The sequence below is a fragment of the Pseudomonas sp. B21-051 genome (assembly GCF_024748795.1).
GTDB classification, from domain to species: domain Bacteria; phylum Pseudomonadota; class Gammaproteobacteria; order Pseudomonadales; family Pseudomonadaceae; genus Aquipseudomonas; species Aquipseudomonas putida_A.
On the sequence record NZ_CP087166.1, the window covers coordinates 5524868 to 5546375 of the forward strand.

Consider the following 21508-nt stretch of genomic DNA (forward strand, 5'->3'; position numbering starts at 1 on the left):
GCAAGGAGCCGCCATGCACACCGCTGCTGCTGTTGCCGATTTCCGTAGTTATCCGTTGATCAGCGCGCTGAGCGGCGTGCAGAACCTGGCGGATTGCGTGTCGATTGCCTGGGCCGATGGCCGCGTCAGTCCGTTCCACCATGCCTGGCTGCGAGATAACTGCCCGTGCCCGCAATGCGTCTACAACGTCACCCGTGAACAGGTATTCGAGATCGTCGATGCTGCGCCGGATCTCGTCCCCGCCCACGCGCACATCGACAGCGACGGCTGCCTGCAGATCGACTGGCAGGACGGCCATCACAGTCGCTTCGATCCGGGCTGGCTGCGCGCCCACGCCTATGACGACGAATCCCGCGCCGAACGTCTGGCAGCTAAACCCCAGCCCTATCTGTGGCGCAGCAATTTGCAGCTACCGGTATTCGAATATTCAGCGCTGATGAACGACAACGGCGCGCTGCTGCAATGGTTGCTCGCGGTGCGCGATATCGGCCTGACTCAGGTGCGCGGCGTGCCCACCGAGCCGGGTTCACTGAAACTGATCGCCCAGCGCATTTCGTTCATCCGCGAGAGCAACTTCGGCGTGCTGTTCAACGTGCAGTCCAAGGCCGATGCCGACAGCAATGCCTACACCGCTTTCAACCTGCCGCTGCACACGGACTTGCCGACTCGCGAGCTGCAACCGGGTCTGCAATTTCTGCATTGCCTGGTGAATGATGCCGAGGGTGGCGAGAGTATTTTTGTCGACGGTTTTGCGATTGCCGACGCGTTGCGTCAGGAAGCACCGGAGCTGTTTCAGGCGCTGTGCGAAATCCCCGTGGAATTCCGCAACAAGGATCGCCACAGCGACTATCGCTGCCTGGCGCCGATCATTGCGCTGGACGCGTTGGGCCGGGTTGCGGAGATTCGCATGGCGAACTTTTTGCGCGGCGCATTCGATACATCGGTGGAGCAGATGCCGCTGCTGTATCGCGCCTATCGGCGCTTGATTGCGATGACCCGCGAGCCACGGTTTCGGCTGATGCAGCGACTCAATCCGGGTGAGCTGTGGTGCTTCGATAACCGCCGCACGCTGCATGCGCGCAATGCGTTTGATCCGGCGACCGGGGCGCGGCATTTTCAGGGCTGCTATATCGACCGGGATGAGTTGTTGTCGCGGATTCTGGTGTTGCAACGCTAGACCGCGTCATCGTTCTTCGCGAGCAGGCTCGCTCCCACACTGGAATGCATTTCAAATGTGGGAGCGAGCCTGCTCGCGAATGCGTCAGAGCCAACCACACACCTCTCCCGGATTCACAGGCAAAAAAAGCCCCGATACAAGCCGTGACAGGATCGGGGCAGAGGGTACTGTTGAGGAGCTGCCAGTCGAGGGTGACCAAACCGTCGTGTAGCGAGCTGAGGTCAGTGTGCCCACTCCCCTTGGCACTGAGTTAGCCGAAAACGACCTGTTCATAGCCGTCGCGGCCACTGTGACAAATCGCCCTTGCCGTCACTCCCCACGCCCACCAGAATCGAATCACGACCTCCGTTGCCGAAGAAGGAAGCGCGCCATGATGTATGCCGATTTGATCGATCAGGAAGACTTGTTGGGCCAGCTCAAGGCATTGGGTTTCGAAGTGCCGTCGGGCGCTACCGCTGAGCAAGCCTGCGAATACGCCGTGCGGGGTCTGGACGACGTTCGGGCGAACACGTTGCGTACGATGGTCAAGCAGATGTACACCAGCAGCGCGACTATTTTGCCGGCAGTGCGTGAGGCTTTTGATAAACAGTTACTGCCGGCACTGGCGCAGTACCAGCAGACCCGCAGCGCCTGACAGGCCGTCATCGCTGGCAAGCCAGCTCCCACAGGAATTTTCGGTGTGACCAGAATATCTGTATCACCACACAATCTGTGGGAGCTGGCTTGCCAGCGATAGGGGCGACTCGGTCTACAGCCTTACGCTGGCAAACGTCGACTCATTACGCGCCTGACTCAACGCCGACATCGGTCCCGACAGCGGCGACATCACGATCGCCTGCGGCAGCGGCAGCATCGCCACTTGCTGGGTGGTGTTGGAGCCTACGCGTTCGTCACGCGGCGGAATGCCGAAGTATTCGCGGTAGCACTTGGAGAAGTGCGGCGTCGAGACGAAACCACACACCGACGCGACTTCGATGATCGACATCGGCGTCTGCTTGAGCAACTGCCGCGCGCGGATCAGGCGCAGCTTGAGGTAGTAGCGCGACGGCGAGCAGTGCAGGTATTTCTGGAACAGCCGCTCCAGCTGTCGACGCGACACGGCGACGTACACCGCCAGTTCGTCGAGGTCGATCGGCTCTTCCAGATTGGCTTCCATCAGCGCGACGATTTCCTGCAGCTTCGGCTGGTTGGTGCCGAGCATGTGCTTGAGCGGCACACGCTGATGATCCTGCTCGTTGCGGATGCGTTCGTAGACGAACATTTCCGAGATCGCGGCGGACAGCTCACGCCCATGATCGCGGCTGATCAGGTGCAGCATCATGTCCAATGGCGCGGTGCCGCCGGAGCTGGTGAAACGGTTACGGTCGAGGGTGAACAGGCGAGTGCTCATCGCCACACGCGGGAAAGCTTCCTGCATCGCCGCCAGACATTCCCAGTGCACGCTGCAATCGAAACCGTCGAGCAGACCGGCGCAAGCCAAAGCCCAACTGCCGGTGCACACCGCGCCCAGACGCTTGGACTGACGTGCCTGGCTCTGCAGCCATGACACGTGTTCACGGGTCACGGTGCGTTGAATGCCGATCCCGCCGCAGACGATCACGGTGTCCAGGGGCGGGGCTTTGTGCATGGAGGCATCGGGGGTGATTTGCAGACCGTCACTGGCCCACACCTGACCGCCATCGACGGTCAGGGTGCTCCAGCGATACAGCTCACGACCGGACAATTGGTTGGCCATGCGCAGGGGCTCGACTGCGGAGGCCAGAGAAATCAGCGTGAAATTGTCCAGCAGCAGAAAGCCGATGGATTGAGGCGCACGGTTCTGGGGTTGGGCCCCGGAGTTGAACGACGTCATCGCGGTATCTCCTCACACAAAGCGGGTGATGGCCTCAGGCGGAGGCTCTTGTTATTGCCGGCGTTCTCGCGTGGGAGACGGGCTTTGTTATGACAGAGCAATTGCCATGCCTAAAATTGAATGGCTGTTCAATAACTCCTGAAAACGACGTCGCGACCTGTCTATTCAAGACGTCGGACACACGGTGTTTCGAAGTGCAATCAGCGGCGCCGAGAGCCCTGCCCCGCTGCCCGTGAGCAGATCGGTAGCACTTGTGGGAACGGGCTTGCGCGCAGTTGTTTCAGAGTGTCACCGCAAGCACGGGTGACGGACGGCAGGGAGTGCGAATGGCGCACTGCGAGTGGGAAAAGCTCTTATCTGATTGCGACGCGCTAAAAGGTGGCGTGATTTGTTTAGCGTGTGCACTTGGTGAGCAGTTTTGACTGGTCTGCTCATATTCCCAGGGAGGGTTACAGGTTCTTGTGGCGAGGGAGCTTGCTCCCGCTGGACTGCGAAGCAGGCCCAAAACCAGACTTCGCGATCCCTCAGTTGAAACGCACCAAGCTGATTGCGACTGCTGCGCAGCCGAGCGGGAGCAAGCTCCCTCGCCACAGAAAAATGTGTCAGCACTCTACGGCGCTAACCGCCAGCCCACCCCGCGAGGTCTCTTTATATTTGTCATGCATATCGGCGCCGGTATCACGCATGGTGCGGATCACCCGGTCCAGCGAGATGAAGTGCTGACCATCGCCACGCAGGGCCATCTGCGCTGCGTTGATCGCCTTCACAGCGGCAATTGCGTTGCGCTCGATACACGGCACCTGCACCAGGCCGCCGACCGGATCGCAGGTCAGGCCGAGGTTATGTTCCAGGCCGATTTCCGCCGCGTTGCACAGTTGCTCCGGAGTGGCACCGAGGATCTCCGCCAACCCCGCCGCCGCCATCGCGCAGGCCGAACCAACCTCGCCCTGGCAACCGACTTCGGCACCAGAGATCGAGGCGTTCTTCTTGCACAGAATCCCCACCGCCGCCGCGCCCAGGAAGTAATCGACCACATTGGCGTCGGTGACCGCTTCGCTGAACTTCATAAAGTAGTGCAACACCGCCGGGATGATCCCTGCCGCACCATTGGTCGGTGCCGTGACCATGCGCCCACCCGCCGCGTTTTCTTCATTGACCGCGAGGGCAAACAGGTTGACCCACTCCATGGCACTGAGGGTCGAGCCGATCACGTTGGGCTTGTTCAACTCCTGCAGGCTGCGATGCAACTTGGCCGCGCGCCGGCGCACATTGAGACCGCCGGGAAGGATGCCTTCGTGCTTGAGGCCCTGCTCGACGCAATCCTGCATCGCCCGCCACAGCTTCATCAGCCCGGCACGGATTTCCTCTTCGCTGCGCCAGACCTTTTCGTTGGCCATCATCAGTTCGGCGACGCGCAGGTTGTTCTTTTGACACAGCTGCAGCAGCTCCACCGCGCTGGAAAAGTCATAAGGCAATTCGGTGCGATCCAGATCGACCACACCGCTGGATGCCTGCGCCTGATCCACGACAAAACCGCCACCGACCGAATAGTAAGTGTCGCGATGAATCTCGCCGTGATCGCCTTCGGCAATCAGGGTCATGGCGTTGGGATGGAACGGCAGATTTTCATCAATCAGGCGCATGTCGCGGGCCCAGACAAACGGCACCGACAGACGACCATCCAATAACAGCGTGTGAGTTTCACGCAGCGCCTGAATGCGCGGGCCGATCTGCGACGGGTCGATTGCATCCGGCCACTCGCCCATCAGACCCATGATCACCGCGTTGTCGCTGCCGTGCCCGATGCCGGTAGCCGACAGCGAGCCGAACAGTTGCACTTCTATACGCCGCACCTGTTCGAGCAGGTGCCTGTCGCGCAGCGCTTCGACAAACAGGGCGGCGGCGCGCATCGGGCCGACGGTGTGGGAACTTGACGGGCCGATGCCGATTTTGAACAGGTCGAAAACGCTGATAGCCATTGCTGCAGAGCTCCTGAGGATGCCGTTCCCGGGCGTTAAGCGCCCGCTGGCGGAGCTGCTACGCTCAAGCTGAGATCCGCCGGAATGCCCGCATCATCAGGCTTTTGTCAGGTCGCTCGGCGTCTGACACCGACGCACTCATGCCCACCAACGCCGTGCCGGTTTCCTCCCGTGTTTTCGCCGTTTTTATGCGGTTCAGATGGCCAAACGGGGCGGAAAAAAGCTGTAAACGACGTCACTGACACTGGATGCGACCATCCCTGTACTGGATACGACCCACCCTGTAGGCGTCAGATTTTCACTGGTACATGATCGTTATGACTCGATTGCAAGGCGCCGTGGTAGAGCTGTCTCCAGAACGCCATCCAACCGCAACCTATAAGTGCGGTGGTCCACAGTCGGAACACTGCCAAAAAAAACACCAAGGAGTCCATCCATGAAAGGTTCCCCGTCGTTGTTGTTGGCCGCCATGCTGAGTCTGCCGTTACTGGCGCAAGCTGCAGAACCGGCGCAGTGCAGTACCGTTAACTTCTCCGATGTCGGCTGGACCGACATCACCGCCACCACCGCCACCACTTCGGTGGTGCTCGACGCCCTCGGCTACAAGACCAAGACCACCATGATCTCCGTGCCCGTGACCTACAAGTCGCTGGCCGACGGCAAGAACATGGACGTGTTCCTCGGTAACTGGATGCCGACCATGGAAAACGACATCAAGGCCTACCGCGATGCCGGCACCGTCGAAGTGGTGCGCACCAACCTCAAGGGTGCCAAGTACACCCTCGCCGTACCGCAAGCCCTGTACGACAAGGGTCTGCATGACTTCGCCGACATCGCCAAATTCAAGAAAGAGCTCGATGGCAAGATCTACGGCATCGAGCCTGGCAACGACGGCAACCGCCTGATCCAGAGCATGATCGACAAGGACGCTTTCGGTTTGAAAACCGCCGGCTTCAAGGTCGTCGAATCATCCGAAGCGGGCATGCTTTCGCAGGTCGACCGCGCGCAGAAACGCGACACCGCCGTGGTCTTCCTCGGCTGGGCGCCGCACCCGATGAACAAGCGCTTCAAGATTCAATACCTGACCGGCGGCGATGACTTCTTCGGCCCCGATTTCGGTGCTGCCACTGTGGCGACCAACACCCGCAAGGGCTACACCACCGAATGCAGCAACGTCGGTCAGTTGCTGAAGAACCTGGAGTTCACCGTCGACATGGAAAGTACCCTGATGGGCAACATCCTCGACGACAAGATGAAGCCTGAAGCGGCCGCCAAGGCCTGGCTGAAAAAGAACCCTCAGGTGCTCGATACCTGGCTCGCTGGCGTGACCACCATTGACGGTAAACCAGGCCTGGAGGCCGTGAAAGCCAAGCTCGCACAGTAATTGCCTTACGCCGGGCGAGTTCGCTCGCCCGGGCTGTTTATTCCTTGCATGCGGACGTTCACTACCATGCTGATTGATCAGAAAATCCCTTTAGGCCAGTACATCGCGGGCTTCGTTGAATGGTTGACGCAACACGGCGCCAGCACCTTCGACGCAATCGCCGTGACACTGGAAACGATGATCCACGGCGTGACGTTTGCGCTGACCTGGTTCAATCCCTTCGTCTTGATCGGCCTCATCGCCCTGCTCGCGCATTTCATCCAGCGCAAATGGGGGCTGACTGTTTTTGTGATTGCCTCGTTCCTGCTGATCCTCAACCTGGGGTACTGGCAGGAAACCATGGAAACCCTCGCCCAGGTCATGTTCGCGACCCTGGTCTGCGTGGTCATTGGCGTGCCGTTGGGCATCGTCGCTGCGCACAAGCCGATGTTCTACACTTTAATGCGTCCGGTACTCGATCTGATGCAGACCGTACCGACCTTCGTTTACCTCATTCCTACCCTGACCCTCTTCGGGCTGGGTGTGGTGCCGGGCCTGATCTCCACGGTGGTATTCGCCATCGCTGCACCGATCCGCCTGACCTACCTGGGCATCCGCGATGTCCCGCAAGAACTGATGGACGCCGGCAAGGCCTTCGGCTGCTCGCGTCGCCAATTGCTCTCACGGATCGAACTGCCTCACGCCATGCCGAGCATCGCTGCCGGCATCACCCAGTGCATCATGCTGTCGCTGTCGATGGTAGTGATCGCGGCACTGGTGGGCGCCGACGGACTCGGCAAACCGGTGGTCAACGCACTGAACACTGCTGATATCGCCCTGGGCTTCGAAGCGGGCCTGGCGATCGTACTGCTGGCGATCATGCTCGACCGTATCTGCAAACAACCCGACGCCAAAGTAGGGGGTGACGCATGAGCATAATTCGCTTCGATAACGTTGACGTGATCTTCACCAAGGATCCGCGCGAAGCACTGAAACTTCTCGATCAAGGTTTGACCCGCAGCGAGATCCTGAAAAAGACCGGGCAGATCGTCGGCGTGGAAAAGGCCAGTCTGGACATCAACAAGGGCGAGATTTGCGTACTGATGGGCCTGTCCGGCTCCGGCAAGTCGAGCCTGCTGCGCTGCATCAACGGCCTCAACACCGTGAGTCGCGGCAAGCTGTTCGTCGAACACGAAGGCAAGCAGATCGATATCGCTTCCTGCACCCCGGCTGAACTGAAAATGATGCGCACCAAACGCATCGCCATGGTGTTCCAGAAGTTCGCCCTGATGCCGTGGCTGACGGTGCGCGAGAACATCAGTTTCGGTCTGGAAATGCAGGGTCGCCCGGAGAAGGAACGGCGCAAGCTGGTCGACGACAAGCTCGAACTGGTGGGCCTGACCCAATGGCGCAACAAGAAGCCCGATGAACTCTCCGGCGGCATGCAGCAGCGTGTCGGACTGGCGCGAGCGCTGGCGATGGACGCCGACATTCTGCTGATGGACGAACCGTTCTCGGCACTCGACCCGCTGATCCGTCAGGGCCTGCAGGACGAACTGCTGGAGCTGCAACGCAAGCTGAGCAAGACCATCGTGTTTGTCAGTCACGACCTCGATGAGGCACTGAAACTGGGTAGCCGCATTGCGATCATGAAGGACGGCCGGATCATCCAGTACAGCGTGCCGGAAGAGATCGTGCTCAACCCGGCGGACGACTATGTGCGCACCTTCGTAGCCCACACCAACCCGCTCAACGTTCTGTGCGGGCGCAGCCTGATGCGCACGCTGGACAACTGCAAACGCATCAATGGTTCGGTGTGCCTCGACCCGGGCGGCGATTCGTGGCTGGACCTGGCCGAAGGCAACACCATCAAAGGCGCGCGCCAGAACGGTTCGGTGCTGAACCTGCAGAACTGGGCACCGGGGCAAGCGGTGGAAGCCCTGGAGCGCAAGCCAACGCTGGTGGACTCGAATATCGGCATGCGCGATGCATTGCAGATCCGTTATCAGACCGGCAACAAACTGGTGCTGCACGACAACAACCATGTGGTGGGGATTCTTGGCGACAGCGAGCTGTATCACGCGTTGCTGGGCAAGAACCTGGGGTAAGCAGCCCGGACACGAAAACGCCGCGAGAGGATCGCGGCGTTTTTGTTAGTACAGAAATTGAACTTGAAACACGGACAACTGTGGCGAGAGAGCTTGCTCCCGCTTGAGTGCGCAGCACTCACAAATTCTTGGGGTCGCTTCGCAACCCGGCGGGAGCAAGCTCCCTCGCCACAACAGCTTTGCCGCATTCACTCAAGGTTTAGCTATACACCCGGCCAAGGAGCTGCCGATGGCTTTCAAACTGATCGAGCACATCGCGTGTGATCTGATCCTGCGTGAAGCCCATCAGGTCGTAGTCCTGGCTGCCGTTGTGCAGATACACCTCGGCGCGGTAGTAACGCTGGCGCGCTTCATCGGACTGGGCCGATTCGGTCGGGGTCGCCAGGTAGCCGTCCAGGCTCACTTCGTAGACGAAAGGGTTGCCCTCTTCCATCTCGACGCGCACGCCCATGCAGCGCTTGGATTTGCCCAACAGCGTCTGCACTTCCAGACCCTGTGCACGCAGTTGTGCAGCAGCGTCGTCCAGTGCCGGGGTCACGTGTTTGTCCATGAAACGCTGCACCACCGATTGGCTCGGTTGCAGATCCAGCTGCGTCAGACGCTCGCTGAAACCACGACGACCGCGCTCAGCCAGTTGCGCCTGCTCCTGTTCGATCTGCACGTCCTGGCGCATGGCCTTGTGCAAGCCGAACATGAAGAACACCAGCACCACCGAGAACGGCAGACCGGCCAGCACCACCATGGTTTGCATGGCTTCGAAGTTACCAGCGAACAGCAGACCGATGGTCACCAGCGTGATCACCACCGACCAGAAGATCCGCAGCCAGTGCGGCGCATCTTCATCAACGTTGCCGCCCTTGCAGGACAGATTCGCCATCATCACCGCGCCCGAGTCGGCCGGGGTCAGGAACAGCACGAAACCAACAAAGATCGAGACACCGATGACGACTTTCGACGCCGGGTAGTGTTCCAGCAACTGGTAGATCGCCATCGATGGCTGTTCCAGCGCCGTCTTGCCGAGTTCCACCGCCCCCTGGTTCATCACCAGGTCCAGTGCCGAGTTACCGAAGATCGACAACCAGGCCAACGTGAAGCCCAGCGGAATCAGCAGCACACCGGCCACCAGCTCGCGCACGGTACGACCACGGGAAATACGCGCGATGAACATGCCTACGAATGGTGCCCAGGAAATCCACCAGGCCCAGTAGAACAGGGTCCACAGGCCCAGCCAGCGGTCGGACTTGGCGCTGTCGCCTTCATAGACGTACAGGTCGAAGGTCTTCAGCACCACGCCGTTGAGGTAGTCGCCGATGTTCTGCACGAAGCCGTTGAGCAGGTGCAGGGTCGGGCCGAACAGCAGGACGAAAATCAGCAGACCGCTGAACAGCACGATGTTCAGGTTGGACAGACGACGGATGCCGTTTTCCACACCGGATACGGCAGCGATGGTCGCCACGGTGCTCATCACGATGATCACAATCAAAAGGTTGGTGTTGCTGTGTTCCATGCCGAACAGGTTTTCCAGACCCGAGGACACTTGCAGCGAGCCGATCCCCAGGTTGGTCACCAGGCCCAGCAGGGTCACGAACATGCCGAAGCCGTCCACTGCATGACCGGCCGCGCCTTTGACCCAGCGTTCGCCGACCAGTGGATACAGCGCCGAGCGCAATGCCAATGGCTGGTTATGACGGTAAGCGAAGTACGCCACGGCCAGACCGACCAGTGCGTAGATCGCCCAGCCGTGCAGGCCCCAGTGCAGGAAAGTCAGTTGCACCGCCTGACGCGCGGCCAGGTTGGTGGCCGCTGCGCCTTCCGGCGGATTGAAGTAATGGTCCAGCGGCTCGGACGCGCCGAAGTACAGCAGCGAAATACCGATACCCGACGAGAACAGCATCCCCGCCCAGGCGCCGTAACTGAAATCCGGGGTGTCGTCCTTGCTGCCCAGTTTGAGTTTGCCGTAGGAGGAAAACGCCAGGCCCACCACAAACACCAGGTAGGCGGCGATCACCACCATGTAGTACCAGCCGAAGCTGCGCGACAACCAGGCCTGAGCCATACCCAACATTCTGCCGGCCTCTTGCGGGGCGATGATCAGAATGGCGGTCAACAACAGAATCAACGCGGTAGAGGTGTAAAACACCCAACCGTTGACCGTCACCTTCTCGGGCGGGGTCTTTATAAGAGAGGCAGAACTCATGGCACAAATGCTCCAGGCAGTGCGAGAGAAGAACACAAGGCAACACGGAACCCGACCAATCGGTTAGTTGGCAGCCGACCGGCGGGTGATATAAAGACACCCCGAAAAAAGCCCGAACCTGCCGAAATGGCGTTGCGAATCGCTTTCGTGGCCAAAGCTGTGCGGACGTTCATCCGAAACCTGGCCCCGAGCGTCTTGCCCATTCAACACGTCCATCGAACAGCGAACCGCGCCATGCCCCACGCAGGTTTCAAGCATTTTCGGATGTCGTTTTATCGCCATTTACAAGCAGAAAAAATCTGTAGGCAGCGACGATTTGTCGCAGATCTTATTCTTTGTTGATTGAACGTTCAATCAAAACAAAATAGACTGGCCCTCAATCCGATAGGCGTTTATCGCCCGTCGGAAGGCCTAAGGAGATGTGCAAGATGCCCAAGGTCGGTATGCAACCCATCCGCCGCCAACAACTGATCGAAGCCACGTTGCAGGCGGTCGATCAGGTCGGTATGGGGGACGCCAGCATTGCGCTGATCGCCCGTTTGGCCGGTGTCTCGAATGGCATCATCAGTCACTATTTTCAGGACAAGAACGGCCTGATTGCCGCCACGATGCGGTATCTGATGAATGTCCTCAGCGAGAACGTCACCGCGCGCCGTCAGGCGCTGGCAGACAGCAGCCCACGGGCGCATCTGCAGGTGATCATCGAAGGCAACTTCGACGCCAGCCAGGTCAATGGCCCGGCAATGAAAACCTGGCTGGCCTTCTGGGCCACCAGCATGCACCAGCCGTCTTTGCACAGGTTGCAGCGGATCAACGATCACCGTCTGTATTCCAACCTGTGCTGCGAGTTCCGCCGTGTGTTGCCGCTCGAAGATGCGCGCAGCGCAGCGCGTGGACTGGCAGCGTTGATCGACGGCTTGTGGTTGCGCGGCGCGCTGTCGGGAGACGCTTTCGACACGGCGCAGGCGCAACAGATCGCTTACGAATACATGGATTTCCAATTGGCCAAGCAGGTGAGCTAGAGCACACAGAAAACGCTCGGCCCCTGAACCGCCATCGCAGCACCACCGCGATGGTCAACGCCAACCACTAATGCACTTGCGAGGACACTATGGCCCGTTTCGAACTGCAAAAACTCTACATCGATGGCGCGTACTCCGACGCTGGCAGCGATGCCACCTTCGAAGCCATCAACCCGGCGAACGGTGAAGTCCTCGCCCAAGTGCAACGTGCGACCAAGGAAGACGTCGAGCGCGCAGTGGTCAGCGCTGAAAAGGGCCAGAAAATCTGGGCCGCGATGACCGCCATGGAGCGTTCGCGCATCCTGCGTCGCGCTGTCGACATCCTGCGCGAGCGCAACGATGAGCTGGCTGCTCTGGAAACCCTGGACACCGGCAAGGCTTACTCCGAAACCAAATACGTCGACATCGTCACCGGCGCCGACGTGCTGGAATACTACGCAGGCCTGGTACCGGCGATCGAAGGCGAGCAGATTCCGCTGCGCGACACTTCCTTCGTCTACACCCGTCGCGAGCCACTGGGCGTGGTTGCCGGTATCGGCGCGTGGAACTACCCGATCCAGATCGCGCTGTGGAAATCCGCACCGGCCCTGGCCGCCGGTAACGCGATGATCTTCAAGCCAAGCGAAGTCACCTCGCTGACCACCCTGAAACTGGCCGAGATCTACACCGAAGCCGGCCTGCCAAACGGCGTGTTCAACGTGCTGACCGGCAGCGGCCGTGAAGTCGGCACCTGGCTGACCGAGCACCCGCGCATCGAGAAAGTCTCCTTCACCGGCGGCACCGACACCGGCAAGAAAGTCATGGCCAGCGCTTCGGCTTCGTCGCTCAAAGACGTGACCATGGAACTGGGCGGCAAGTCGCCGCTGATCATCTGCGACGACGCCGACCTGGATCGCGCCGCCGACACCGCGATGATGGCCAACTTCTACAGCTCCGGTCAGGTCTGCACCAACGGTACTCGCGTATTCGTGCCGAGCCACCTGAAAGCCGCTTTCGAAGCCAAGATCGTCGAGCGCGTAGCGCGCATCCGCATCGGCAACCCGGAAGACGAAAACACCAACTTCGGCCCACTGGTCAGCTTCGCCCACATGGAAAGCGTGCTGGGTTACATCGCCAAGGGTAAAGAAGAAGGTGCCCGCGTGCTGTGCGGCGGCGAGCGTCTGACCGACGGCGAATTCGCCAAAGGCGCCTTCGTTGCACCGACCGTGTTCACCGACTGCACCGACGAGATGACCATCGTCCGTGAAGAAATCTTTGGCCCGGTGATGGCGATCCTCTCCTACGAGACCGAAGAAGAAGTGATCCGCCGCGCCAATGACACCGACTTCGGCCTGGCCGCCGGTATCGTCACCAAAGACCTGAACCGCGCGCACCGCGTGATTCATCAACTGGAAGCCGGTATCTGCTGGATCAACGCCTGGGGCGAGTCCGACGCGAAGATGCCGGTTGGCGGTTACAAGCAGTCGGGCGTGGGTCGTGAAAACGGCATCAGCTCGCTGACCAACTACACACGCATCAAATCGGTACAGGTCGAGTTGGGCGATTACGTCTCGGTGTTCTAAGACCCGAGTCTTGTATTGCTCGTGAGGCCGTCTTCGCGAGCAGGCTCGCTCCCACATTGAAATATGTCTCCTGTGGGAGCGAGCCTGCTCGCGAATCGAGTGCGCAGCACTCGCCGAGGCCCGACCTGACCACATCTAAAGAGGGTGCATTCAATGTCCCAAGAATTCGATTACATCATCATTGGTGCCGGCTCGGCCGGTAACACCCTGGCGACCCGTCTGACTGAAGACGAAGGCGTCACCGTGCTGCTGCTCGAAGCCGGCGGCCCTGACTACCGTTTTGACTTCCGCACGCAAATGCCGGCCGCGCTGGCGTTCCCGCTGCAGGGTCGTCGCTACAACTGGGCGTACGAAACCGATCCTGAGCCACACATGGACGGTCGCCGGATGGAGTGCGGTCGCGGCAAGGGCCTCGGCGGCTCCTCGCTGATCAACGGCATGTGCTACATCCGTGGCAACGCGATGGACTACGACGGCTGGGCGAAGCTGCCAGGTCTGGAAGACTGGTCGTACCTCGACTGCCTGCCGTACTTCCGTAAAGCGGAAACCCGCGACATCGGCCCGAACGACTACCACGGTGGCGACGGCCCGGTCAGCGTGACCACGCCGAAGGCGGGCAACAACCCGCTGTTCCACGCCATGGTTGAAGCCGGCGTGCAGGCCGGTTACCCGCGCACCGAAGACTTGAACGGCTACCAGCAGGAAGGCTTCGGCCCGATGGATCGCACCGTGACGCCGAACGGCCGTCGTGCTTCCACCGCCCGTGGCTACCTAGACGTCGCCAAAAAGCGCTCGACCCTGACCATCGTCACCCACGCCCTGACCGACAAGATTCTGTTCGAAGGCAAGCGAGCGGTCGGCGTGCGTTACCTGGTCGGTTCGGCGGAAGAGCGCGTTGAAGCCAAAGCGCGCAAGGAAGTCCTGCTGTGCTCCGGCGCCATCGCTTCGCCGCAGATTCTGCAGCGCTCCGGCGTCGGCCCGGCAAAACTGCTGGAAAGCCTCGACATCCCGGTGGTCCATGACCTGCCGGGCGTCGGTGAAAACCTGCAGGATCACCTTGAGCTGTACCTGCAATACGCCTGCACCCAACCGGTCTCGCTGTACCCGTCGCTGCTCTGGTACAACCAGCCAGCCATCGGTGCCGAGTGGCTGTTCAATGGCACCGGCATCGGCGCCAGCAACCAGTTCGAAGCCGGCGGTTTCATCCGTTCGCGTCCGGAATTCGAGTGGCCGAACATCCAGTACCACTTCCTGCCGGTAGCGATTAACTACAACGGCAGTAACGGTGTGAAAGAGCACGGCTTCCAGGCACACATGGGTTCCATGCGTTCGCCGAGCCGTGGCCGCATCCAGTTGAAGTCCAAGGATCCGCGTCAGCACCCGAGCATCCTGTTCAACTACATGGCCACCGAGCAGGACTGGCAGGAATTCCGTGACGGCATCCGCCTGACCCGCGAAATCATGCAACAGCCTGCGCTGGACGCCTTCCGTGGCCGCGAAATCAGCCCGGGCATCGACGTGCAAACCGATGAGCAGCTGGACAAGTTCATTCGCGAGCACGCCGAAACCGCGTTCCACCCGTCCTGCTCGTGCAAGATGGGCACCGACGAGATGGCCGTAGTGGATGGCGAAGGTCGCGTGCACGGCATGCAGAGCCTGCGTGTGGTCGACGCTTCGATCATGCCGATCATCACCACCGGCAACCTCAACGCGCCGACGATCATGATCGCCGAGAAAATCGCCGACAAGATCCGTGGCCGCAAGCCACTGCCGCGTAGCAATGCTGCCTACTACGTGGCTGGCGGTGCGCCGGTGAAAGGCAAGCCGATGCGTGATATCACGCCTGTTGCTCAGTAAGACGTAATACCGAGGCGCGGCCTTCGCGAGCAGGCTCGCTCCCACAATAGATCTCCAGTGAACACAAAATGTGTGAACACTCAGGATTCAATGTGGGAGCGAGCCTGCTCGCGAAGGGGCCCTCACATTCAGCACAAATCCCTCTGCTTCAAGTAAATCCTCCTACCCCCCCTCTTCACTTGATCCTACCCCCACGCAGGCCTACTCTAGACCTCGCGCAACCGTTTCACCCCTCCCCCGCCGAATCGTTTCACCCCGCAACTCCATAACAAGGAGGTTCCCGAATGTTCGATTTCCACCCCCAGCTCAAGCAGCGCTTCGCTGCCTTGCGCACGGGCGCCGAGTTTTTTTCCCTGCGGTATGTACGCGAGTCCGGCCAGTACCTGTCGGTGCGCAAGAACGTCGCCGAGCCGCCAAGCCTGAGCCGCGACGAAGGCGCGATGCTGACTGTGCGGGTCAACGGCGTCGAGGCTTACGCGGCGACCAACGACCTGTCGCAGCAAGGCCTGCAAGCCGCCCTTGAGCGCGCCGAACAGCAGGCCCGGCGCCTCAAGCCCCACGCCTTGCTCGACCTGCGCGATCAGCCGGTGTCGAGCGATCGCGCTGATTACTTTTCGCCCAATCTTGAGCAACCCTTCCCGTCCCTGAGCGAATGCTTCGAGCTGCTCGGCGCGGAATCCGCCTCGGTGCCAAAGGATGAGCGCCTGGTGAACTGGGAAGCGAGCATCGGCATCACCCACGTCGAGCAGATCTACCTGAGCAGCGCCGGCGCCGAATTGCGCCAGGCCCAGCGCTTCGTCTACCCGGGCCTCGACGTCACCGCCTATGACGGCAACGACAGCCAGACCCGTTCCCTCGGCCGCGAGAACTTCGGCCAGCAGGGTGGCGCCGACGTGATCAGCCGTTGCGGCCTGGTCGGCGCCGGTCCGAAAGTGGCCGATCAGGCCCTGCAATTGCTGCTCGCGCCGAACACCCCGCAAGGCCCGCGCGATTTGTTGCTGATGCCGGACCAGATGATGCTGCAGATTCACGAGTCGATCGGGCACCCGCTGGAACTCGACCGCATCCTTGGTGACGAGCGCAATTACGCCGGTACCAGCTTCGTCAAAACCAGCGACTTCGGCAGCCTGCAATACGGTTCGAAGCTGCTCAACGTGACCTTCGATCCGGACATTCCCGAAGAACTCGCCAGCTACGGCCACGATGACGACGGCACCAAGGCCAGCAAACAATTCCTGATTCGTGAAGGCTTGCTGTTGCGGCCACTGGGTGGCGCGCTTTCGCAGTTCCGCGCCGGTCTCGACGGCGTTGCCAACAGCCGAGCCTGCGGCTGGAACCGGCCGCCGATCGACCGCATGGCCAACCTCAACATCGAGCCGGGCGATCAGTCGCTGACGCAACTGATCAGCGGTATCGAGCATGGCATTCTGATGAGCACCAACCGCTCATGGTCGATTGACGATGCGCGCAACAAATTCCAGTTCGGTTGCGAGTGGGGTCAGTTGATCGAAAACGGTGAACTCAAGGGTGTGGTGAAAAATCCGAATTACCGAGGCATTTCCGCGCACTTCTGGAAGAGTCTGCGCGCGGTCGGCAATACCGGCACCCGGATGGTGCTGGGCACGCCAAACTGCGGCAAGGGCGAGCCGAATCAGGTGATCCGCGTCGGCCACGCTTCACCGGCCTGCGTATTCAGCAACGTTGATGTATTTGGGGGAGACGCCTGATGAGCATTTCGAAGAGTCAGTCCGACGCCTTCAAGGTCATGGTCAATTGGCTGCGCGACAGCGTACGCGAGCCGGAACAATTCACCCTCAGTTACGCCGCCGAGTCCTCGGCGTTCGTGCGTTTCAATCACGCCAAGGTGCGTCAGGCCGGCCAGGTGCAGCAAGCCGACGTCGGGCTGAAGCTGATCAACGACGGTCGCCACGCCGACCTGCACATCACCCTGTCCGGTGATCAGGAAGCCGATCTGCAACGCCTCGCCGAAGGCCTGCAACAACTGCGCGAAACCCTGCCGCTGCTGCCGCAGGATCCGTACCTGCTGCTCAACCACAACGGCTGGCAGAGCAACAACGTGCAGGAACATCCGCTGCCGGACACCGAGCAGGTGGTCGAGGAAATCTGCACTGCTGCTGAAGGTCTGGATCTGGTCGGCTTCTATGCTGCCGGCCCGATCAGCCGCGGTTTCGCCAGTTCCTCGGGGCGTTCGGCTGGCATCAGGCCAACAGCTTCAACTTCGACTTCAGCCTGTTCCACGACAACGGCGAAGCAGTGAAAGCCAGCTACGCCGGGCACGAGTGGAGCAGCGAAGGCTTCACCCGACGCTTCCAGCAGGCGCGCGAGCAACTGGCGTTCCTCGGTCGACCGTTGCGCACCCTCGCACCGGGGCAATACCGCGCGTACCTGGCGCCGGCCGCGCTGGAAGAAATCATGGGCATGCTCAGCTGGGGCGGTTTCTCGGCGCAGTCGATTGCCAGCAAAAGCAGCCCGCTGCAGAAGCTGTATGTCGGCGATCAGACGTTCAGTCCGCTGGTATCACTGGATGAGCAAGTCAGTGGTTCGTTGAGCCCGGCGTTCTCCGGCGAGGGTTATCCGCGCAGCGATCTGCGGCTGATCGTCGAAGGCAAGGCCGGTGAGCAACTGGTCGGTTCGCGCAGTGCCGCCGAATACGGCCTGACCGCCAATGGCGCCAGCGGCGGTGAAATGCCGAGTGCACTGAACATGGCGGCCGGTGATCTGTCACAGGCAGAGATCCTCAAGCAGTTGGGCACCGGGCTGTACATCAGCAATCTGTGGTACCTGAACTACTCGGATCAACCAGCGGCGCGCCTGACCGGCATGACTCGCTTCGCAACTTTCTGGGTCGAGAACGGCGAGATTCAGGCGCCGGTCAGCACCATGCGTTTCGACGACAGCGCCTACAGCCTGCTGGGTTCGCAGCTGGAAGCATTGACCGCCGAGCGCGAGTTGCTGCTGTCGGCGAGCACGTATAGTCAGCGCAATACGTCGTCGGCGCTGCTGCCGGGGGCGCTGGTCAGCCGACTCACGCTAACGCTATAACACTGTGGCGAGGGAGCTTGCTCCCGCTGGGGTGCGAAGCGCCCCCAAAACCTGCCAACCCGGTGTTCCTGTAATACCGGGTTGGCTGAATTTACGGCTGCTGCGCAGCCGAGCGGGAGCAAGCTCCCTCGCCACAAAAGCTTCAAGCCAGGACAAGCATTCGGATCAATAACCCACAAGAGGTTCCATGCCCACACGCCCGCCTCTCGACGCCATCACCGCCCGCTGGTTGCCGTGGGTCGTCGCCATTGCGTTCTTCATGCAGTCCCTCGACGGGACCATCCTCAACACCGCCCTGCCGGCCATGGCCCGGGATCTGGCCGAAGACCCGTTGCGCATGCAAGGTGTAGTCATCGCCTACATGCTCACCGTGGCCTTGCTGATTCCGGCCTCGGGCTGGATCGCCGACCGCTTCGGCACCAAGAAGATTTTCTTCGGCGCGATCCTGCTGTTCAGCATCGGCTCGCTGCTCTGTGCGTTATCCAGCAGCCTGAGCATGCTGGTCGGCGCGCGGGTGATCCAGGGTCTGGGCGGCGCGCTGATGTTGCCGGTCGGACGCTTGGTGGTGCTGCGTGCCTATCCGCGTTCGGAACTGGTGCGGATCATGGGCTTCATCACTATTCCCGGCCTGCTCGGCCCGCTGATCGGCCCGACCATGGGCGGCTGGATGGTGCAATACCTGACGTGGCACTGGATCTTCCTGATCAACCTGCCGGTCGGCGCCATCGGCTGCTACGCGGTGTGGAAATTCATTCCCGACCTGCGCGGTACTGAACGCACGCGCTTCGACAGCCTCGGTTTCCTGCTGTTCGGCGCGGCGATGATCCTGATCACCATCGCCATGGAAGGTCTGGGCGAATTGCACTTGCCACACCTGCGGGTGATGTTGCTGCTGTTCGGCGGTCTGGCCTGTCTGGCGGCGTACTGGCTGCGCGCCGGGCGTGTCGACAATCCACTGTTTTCGCCATCGCTGTTCAAGACCCGCACCTTTGCGGTGGGGATTATCGGTAACCTGTTCGCCCGTCTCGGCAGCGGGGCCCTGCCGTTCCTCGTGCCATTGCTGCTGCAGGTGGCGCTGGGCTATTCGCCCTCGCAAGCGGGGATGAGCATGCTGCCGCTGGCCGCTGCGGCGATGTTCGCCAAGTGGATGGCGCGACCGCTGATCGAACGCCTCGGCTATCGCATCGTCCTCACCGGCAACACCCTCGCCTTGGGGATCATGCTGGCGAGCATGGGCCTGGTCAGCGAGCAGACGCCATACTGGCTGCTGCTGTGCCTGCTGGCGGTTCTCGGCGCGATCAACTCGCTGCAATTCACCGCGATGAACACCGTAACGCTGATCGACCTCGACGACGCCAGTGCCAGCAGCGGCAACAGCTTGCTGTCGGTGGTGGCGCAGTTGTCGCTGAGTCTGGGCGTGGCCTGTGCCGGTGCATTGCTTGGCGGCTTCACGGCGGAGATCGGCAACGACGGCGTCGAGACCGTACTGGGCGCGTTCCAGCTGACGTTTGTCACGGTCGGGATCATGGCGATGCTGGCGGCGACAATCTTCTCGCAACTGTCGAAAGAGGACGGCCGCCGGGTCAAACGCCCGGATGAACATCCGGATGAGCACATTGAACACTGAACAAACAGTGAATGCTTTTGTGGCGAGGGAGCTTGCTCCCGCTGGACTGCGCAGCAGGCCCCCCGCTTTTTGAGTTGAAGAGCGGGGCCGCTTCGCGCCCCAGCGGGAGCAAGCTCCCTCGCCACAGATAAATCACCTTGCCTCGGGTTTCAGGCACTGTTCGTCCAGAACTTTCGAGGAAAGTGGCACGGGGCTGCTACACTGCGCGACATTTTGTTTTGCAGGCCAGTCCCGTGACCACCATCGCCACCGCTTTTAATACTCTGCCGCTGTCCGCCGCCATGCTGGCTAACCTCGAATCCCTCGGTTATGCCCAGATGACGCCGATCCAGGCGCAGAGCTTGCCGGTGATCCTCAAGGGGATGGACCTGATCGCCCAGGCCAAGACCGGCAGCGGCAAGACCGCCGCGTTCGGCATCGGCCTGCTCAACCCGATCAACCCGCGTTACTTCGGTTGCCAGGCGCTGGTGATCTGCCCGACCCGTGAGCTGGCCGACCAGGTCGCCAAGGAAGTCCGTCGCCTGGCCCGTGCCGAAGACAACATCAAGGTCCTGACCCTGTGCGGCGGCGTGTCGTTCGGCCCGCAGATCGCCTCGCTGGAACACGGCGCGCACATCATCGTCGGCACCCCGGGGCGCATCCAGCAACACCTGCGCAAGGGGTCGCTGGTGCTCGACGGCCTGAACACGCTGATCCTCGACGAAGCCGACCGCATGCTCGACATGGGCTTCTACGACGCCATCGAAGACATCATCGAAAAGACCCCGGCGCGTCGCCAGACCCTGCTGTTCTCCGCTACATACCCGGTGGGCATCAAGCAACTGGCGTCGAAATTCATGCGCGATCCGCAAACGGTGAAAGCCGAAGCGTTCCATGACGACACGCAGATCGAGCAGCGCTTCTACGAAATTTCTCCGGAAGAGCGCATGAGCGCCGTGACCAAAGTCCTGCACCACTTCCGCCCGGCCTCCTGCGTGGCGTTCTGCTTTACCAAGCAGCAAGTGCAGGAAACCGTTGACCACCTGACCTCCAAGGGCATTTCCGCCGTCGGCCTGCACGGCGATCTGGAACAGCGTGACCGCGACCAGGTGCTGGCGATGTTCGCCAACCGCAGTACGTCGGTCCTGGTCGCCACCGACGTCGCCGCCCGTGGTCTGGACATCGATGCGCTGGACATGGTGATCAACGTCGAGCTGGCCCGTGACTCGGAAATCCACATTCACCGTGTCGGCCGTACCGGTCGTGCCGGCGAGAAAGGCATTGCGGTCAGCCTCGTTGCGCCGTCCGAAGCGCATCGCGCGCAAGCCATCGAACAACTGCAGAAAGCCCCGTTGAACTGGGATCAGGTCGATAACCTCAAGTCCCAGGGCGGCGCCCCGCTGCAGCCACCGATGAGCACCCTGTGCATCGCTGGCGGGCGCAAGGACAAGGTCCGTCCGGGCGACATTCTCGGCGCACTGACTGGCGACGCCGGCATCCCCGGCGCCCAGGTGGGCAAGATCGCGATCTTCGATTTCCAGTCGTATGTGGCGGTTGAACGCACCGTGGTCATGCAGGCGCTGCAGCGCTTGAACAACGGCAAGATCAAGGGCCGTTCGCTGCGCGTGCGGGTTTTGTAATAACAACCCTGTAGGAGCTGCCGCAGGCTGCGATCTTTTGATCTTGACCTAAAAACAAGATCAAAAGATCGCAGCCTCGTTT

14 protein-coding genes and 1 pseudogene are annotated in these 21508 nt (G+C 61.0%); 12 read left to right on the top strand and 3 right to left on the bottom strand.

Translation table 11 applies throughout. The annotated features are described in order from the left end of the window. Positions 1 to 13 precede the first annotated feature (13 nt). Both LOY52_RS24925 and LOY52_RS24930 read left to right on the top strand, forming a co-directional pair. Positions 14 to 1177, top strand: coding sequence for a gamma-butyrobetaine dioxygenase (locus tag LOY52_RS24925; protein WP_258676871.1), 1164 nt, complete (start codon positions 14 to 16; stop codon positions 1175 to 1177). 370 nt (positions 1178 to 1547) lie between these two features. Beyond that, positions 1548 to 1811, top strand: coding sequence for a hypothetical protein (locus LOY52_RS24930; protein ID WP_003228989.1), 264 nt, complete (start codon positions 1548 to 1550; stop codon positions 1809 to 1811). Between the two features lie 114 nt (positions 1812 to 1925). On the opposite strand, the gene LOY52_RS24935 is transcribed toward LOY52_RS24930, so the two are convergent. Together LOY52_RS24935 and LOY52_RS24940 are read right to left on the bottom strand one after the other, a co-directional pair. Beyond that, entirely contained in the window at positions 1926 to 3029 is a 1104-nt protein-coding gene (locus LOY52_RS24935; RefSeq protein ID WP_007949927.1) for a GlxA family transcriptional regulator, read from the bottom strand. A gap of 602 nt (positions 3030 to 3631) precedes the next feature. Next, positions 3632 to 5008: an L-serine ammonia-lyase gene (locus tag LOY52_RS24940; protein ID WP_258676873.1), complete on the bottom strand. Its 1377-nt coding sequence runs from the start codon at positions 5006 to 5008 to the stop codon at positions 3632 to 3634. Positions 5009 to 5444: 436 nt separating this feature from the next. On the opposite strand from LOY52_RS24940, the gene LOY52_RS24945 reads away from it, so the two are divergent. The 3 genes from LOY52_RS24945 (at position 5445) to choV (ending at position 8479) form a co-directional block, all read left to right on the top strand. Then, positions 5445 to 6392 (top strand): choline ABC transporter substrate-binding protein, encoded by a 948-nt coding sequence (locus LOY52_RS24945; RefSeq protein ID WP_027610641.1) that lies wholly within the window; start codon positions 5445 to 5447, stop codon positions 6390 to 6392. A gap of 66 nt (positions 6393 to 6458) precedes the next feature. Continuing rightward, positions 6459 to 7304, top strand: coding sequence for a choline ABC transporter permease subunit (gene choW / locus LOY52_RS24950; RefSeq protein WP_007962645.1), 846 nt, complete (start codon positions 6459 to 6461; stop codon positions 7302 to 7304). Beyond that, positions 7301 to 8479 (top strand): choline ABC transporter ATP-binding protein, encoded by a 1179-nt coding sequence (gene choV / locus LOY52_RS24955; protein WP_007962646.1) that lies wholly within the window; start codon positions 7301 to 7303, stop codon positions 8477 to 8479. The genes choW and choV overlap by 4 nt, the downstream gene beginning before the upstream one ends. A gap of 199 nt (positions 8480 to 8678) precedes the next feature. On the opposite strand, the gene LOY52_RS24960 is transcribed toward choV, so the two are convergent. After that, complete coding sequence (locus LOY52_RS24960) at positions 8679 to 10619, bottom strand: BCCT family transporter (protein ID WP_236645184.1); 1941 nt, start codon at positions 10617 to 10619, stop codon at positions 8679 to 8681. Between the two features lie 485 nt (positions 10620 to 11104). On the opposite strand from LOY52_RS24960, the gene betI reads away from it, so the two are divergent. The 7 genes and pseudogenes from betI (at position 11105) to dbpA (ending at position 21426) form a co-directional block, all read left to right on the top strand. Continuing rightward, a complete protein-coding gene (betI, locus tag LOY52_RS24965) occupies positions 11105 to 11698 on the top strand; it encodes a transcriptional regulator BetI (protein WP_025108530.1) in 594 nt (197 codons plus the stop codon). Positions 11699 to 11787: 89 nt separating this feature from the next. After that, on the top strand, positions 11788 to 13260 hold the full coding sequence (betB, locus tag LOY52_RS24970) for a betaine-aldehyde dehydrogenase (protein WP_003228997.1): 1473 nt from the start codon (positions 11788 to 11790) through the stop codon (positions 13258 to 13260). 153 nt (positions 13261 to 13413) lie between these two features. Next, positions 13414 to 15117 carry a choline dehydrogenase gene (gene betA / locus LOY52_RS24975; RefSeq protein WP_047596517.1) on the top strand — a complete coding sequence of 568 codons (1704 nt, stop codon included), beginning with the start codon at positions 13414 to 13416 and terminating at the stop codon, positions 15115 to 15117. Between the two features lie 284 nt (positions 15118 to 15401). After that, positions 15402 to 16844 carry a TldD/PmbA family protein gene (locus LOY52_RS24980; RefSeq protein WP_258676877.1) on the top strand — a complete coding sequence of 481 codons (1443 nt, stop codon included), beginning with the start codon at positions 15402 to 15404 and terminating at the stop codon, positions 16842 to 16844. Then, positions 16844 to 18180, top strand: a pseudogene (locus LOY52_RS24985) (TldD/PmbA family protein). The gene LOY52_RS24980 and the pseudogene LOY52_RS24985 overlap by 1 nt, the downstream one beginning before the upstream one ends. 187 nt (positions 18181 to 18367) lie before the next feature. Further along, entirely contained in the window at positions 18368 to 19807 is a 1440-nt protein-coding gene (mdtD, locus tag LOY52_RS24990; RefSeq protein ID WP_258676879.1) for a multidrug transporter subunit MdtD, read from the top strand. Positions 19808 to 20040: 233 nt separating this feature from the next. Further along, positions 20041 to 21426 carry an ATP-dependent RNA helicase DbpA gene (dbpA, locus tag LOY52_RS24995; protein WP_007962660.1) on the top strand — a complete coding sequence of 462 codons (1386 nt, stop codon included), beginning with the start codon at positions 20041 to 20043 and terminating at the stop codon, positions 21424 to 21426. Positions 21427 to 21508: the final 82 nt, after the last annotated feature.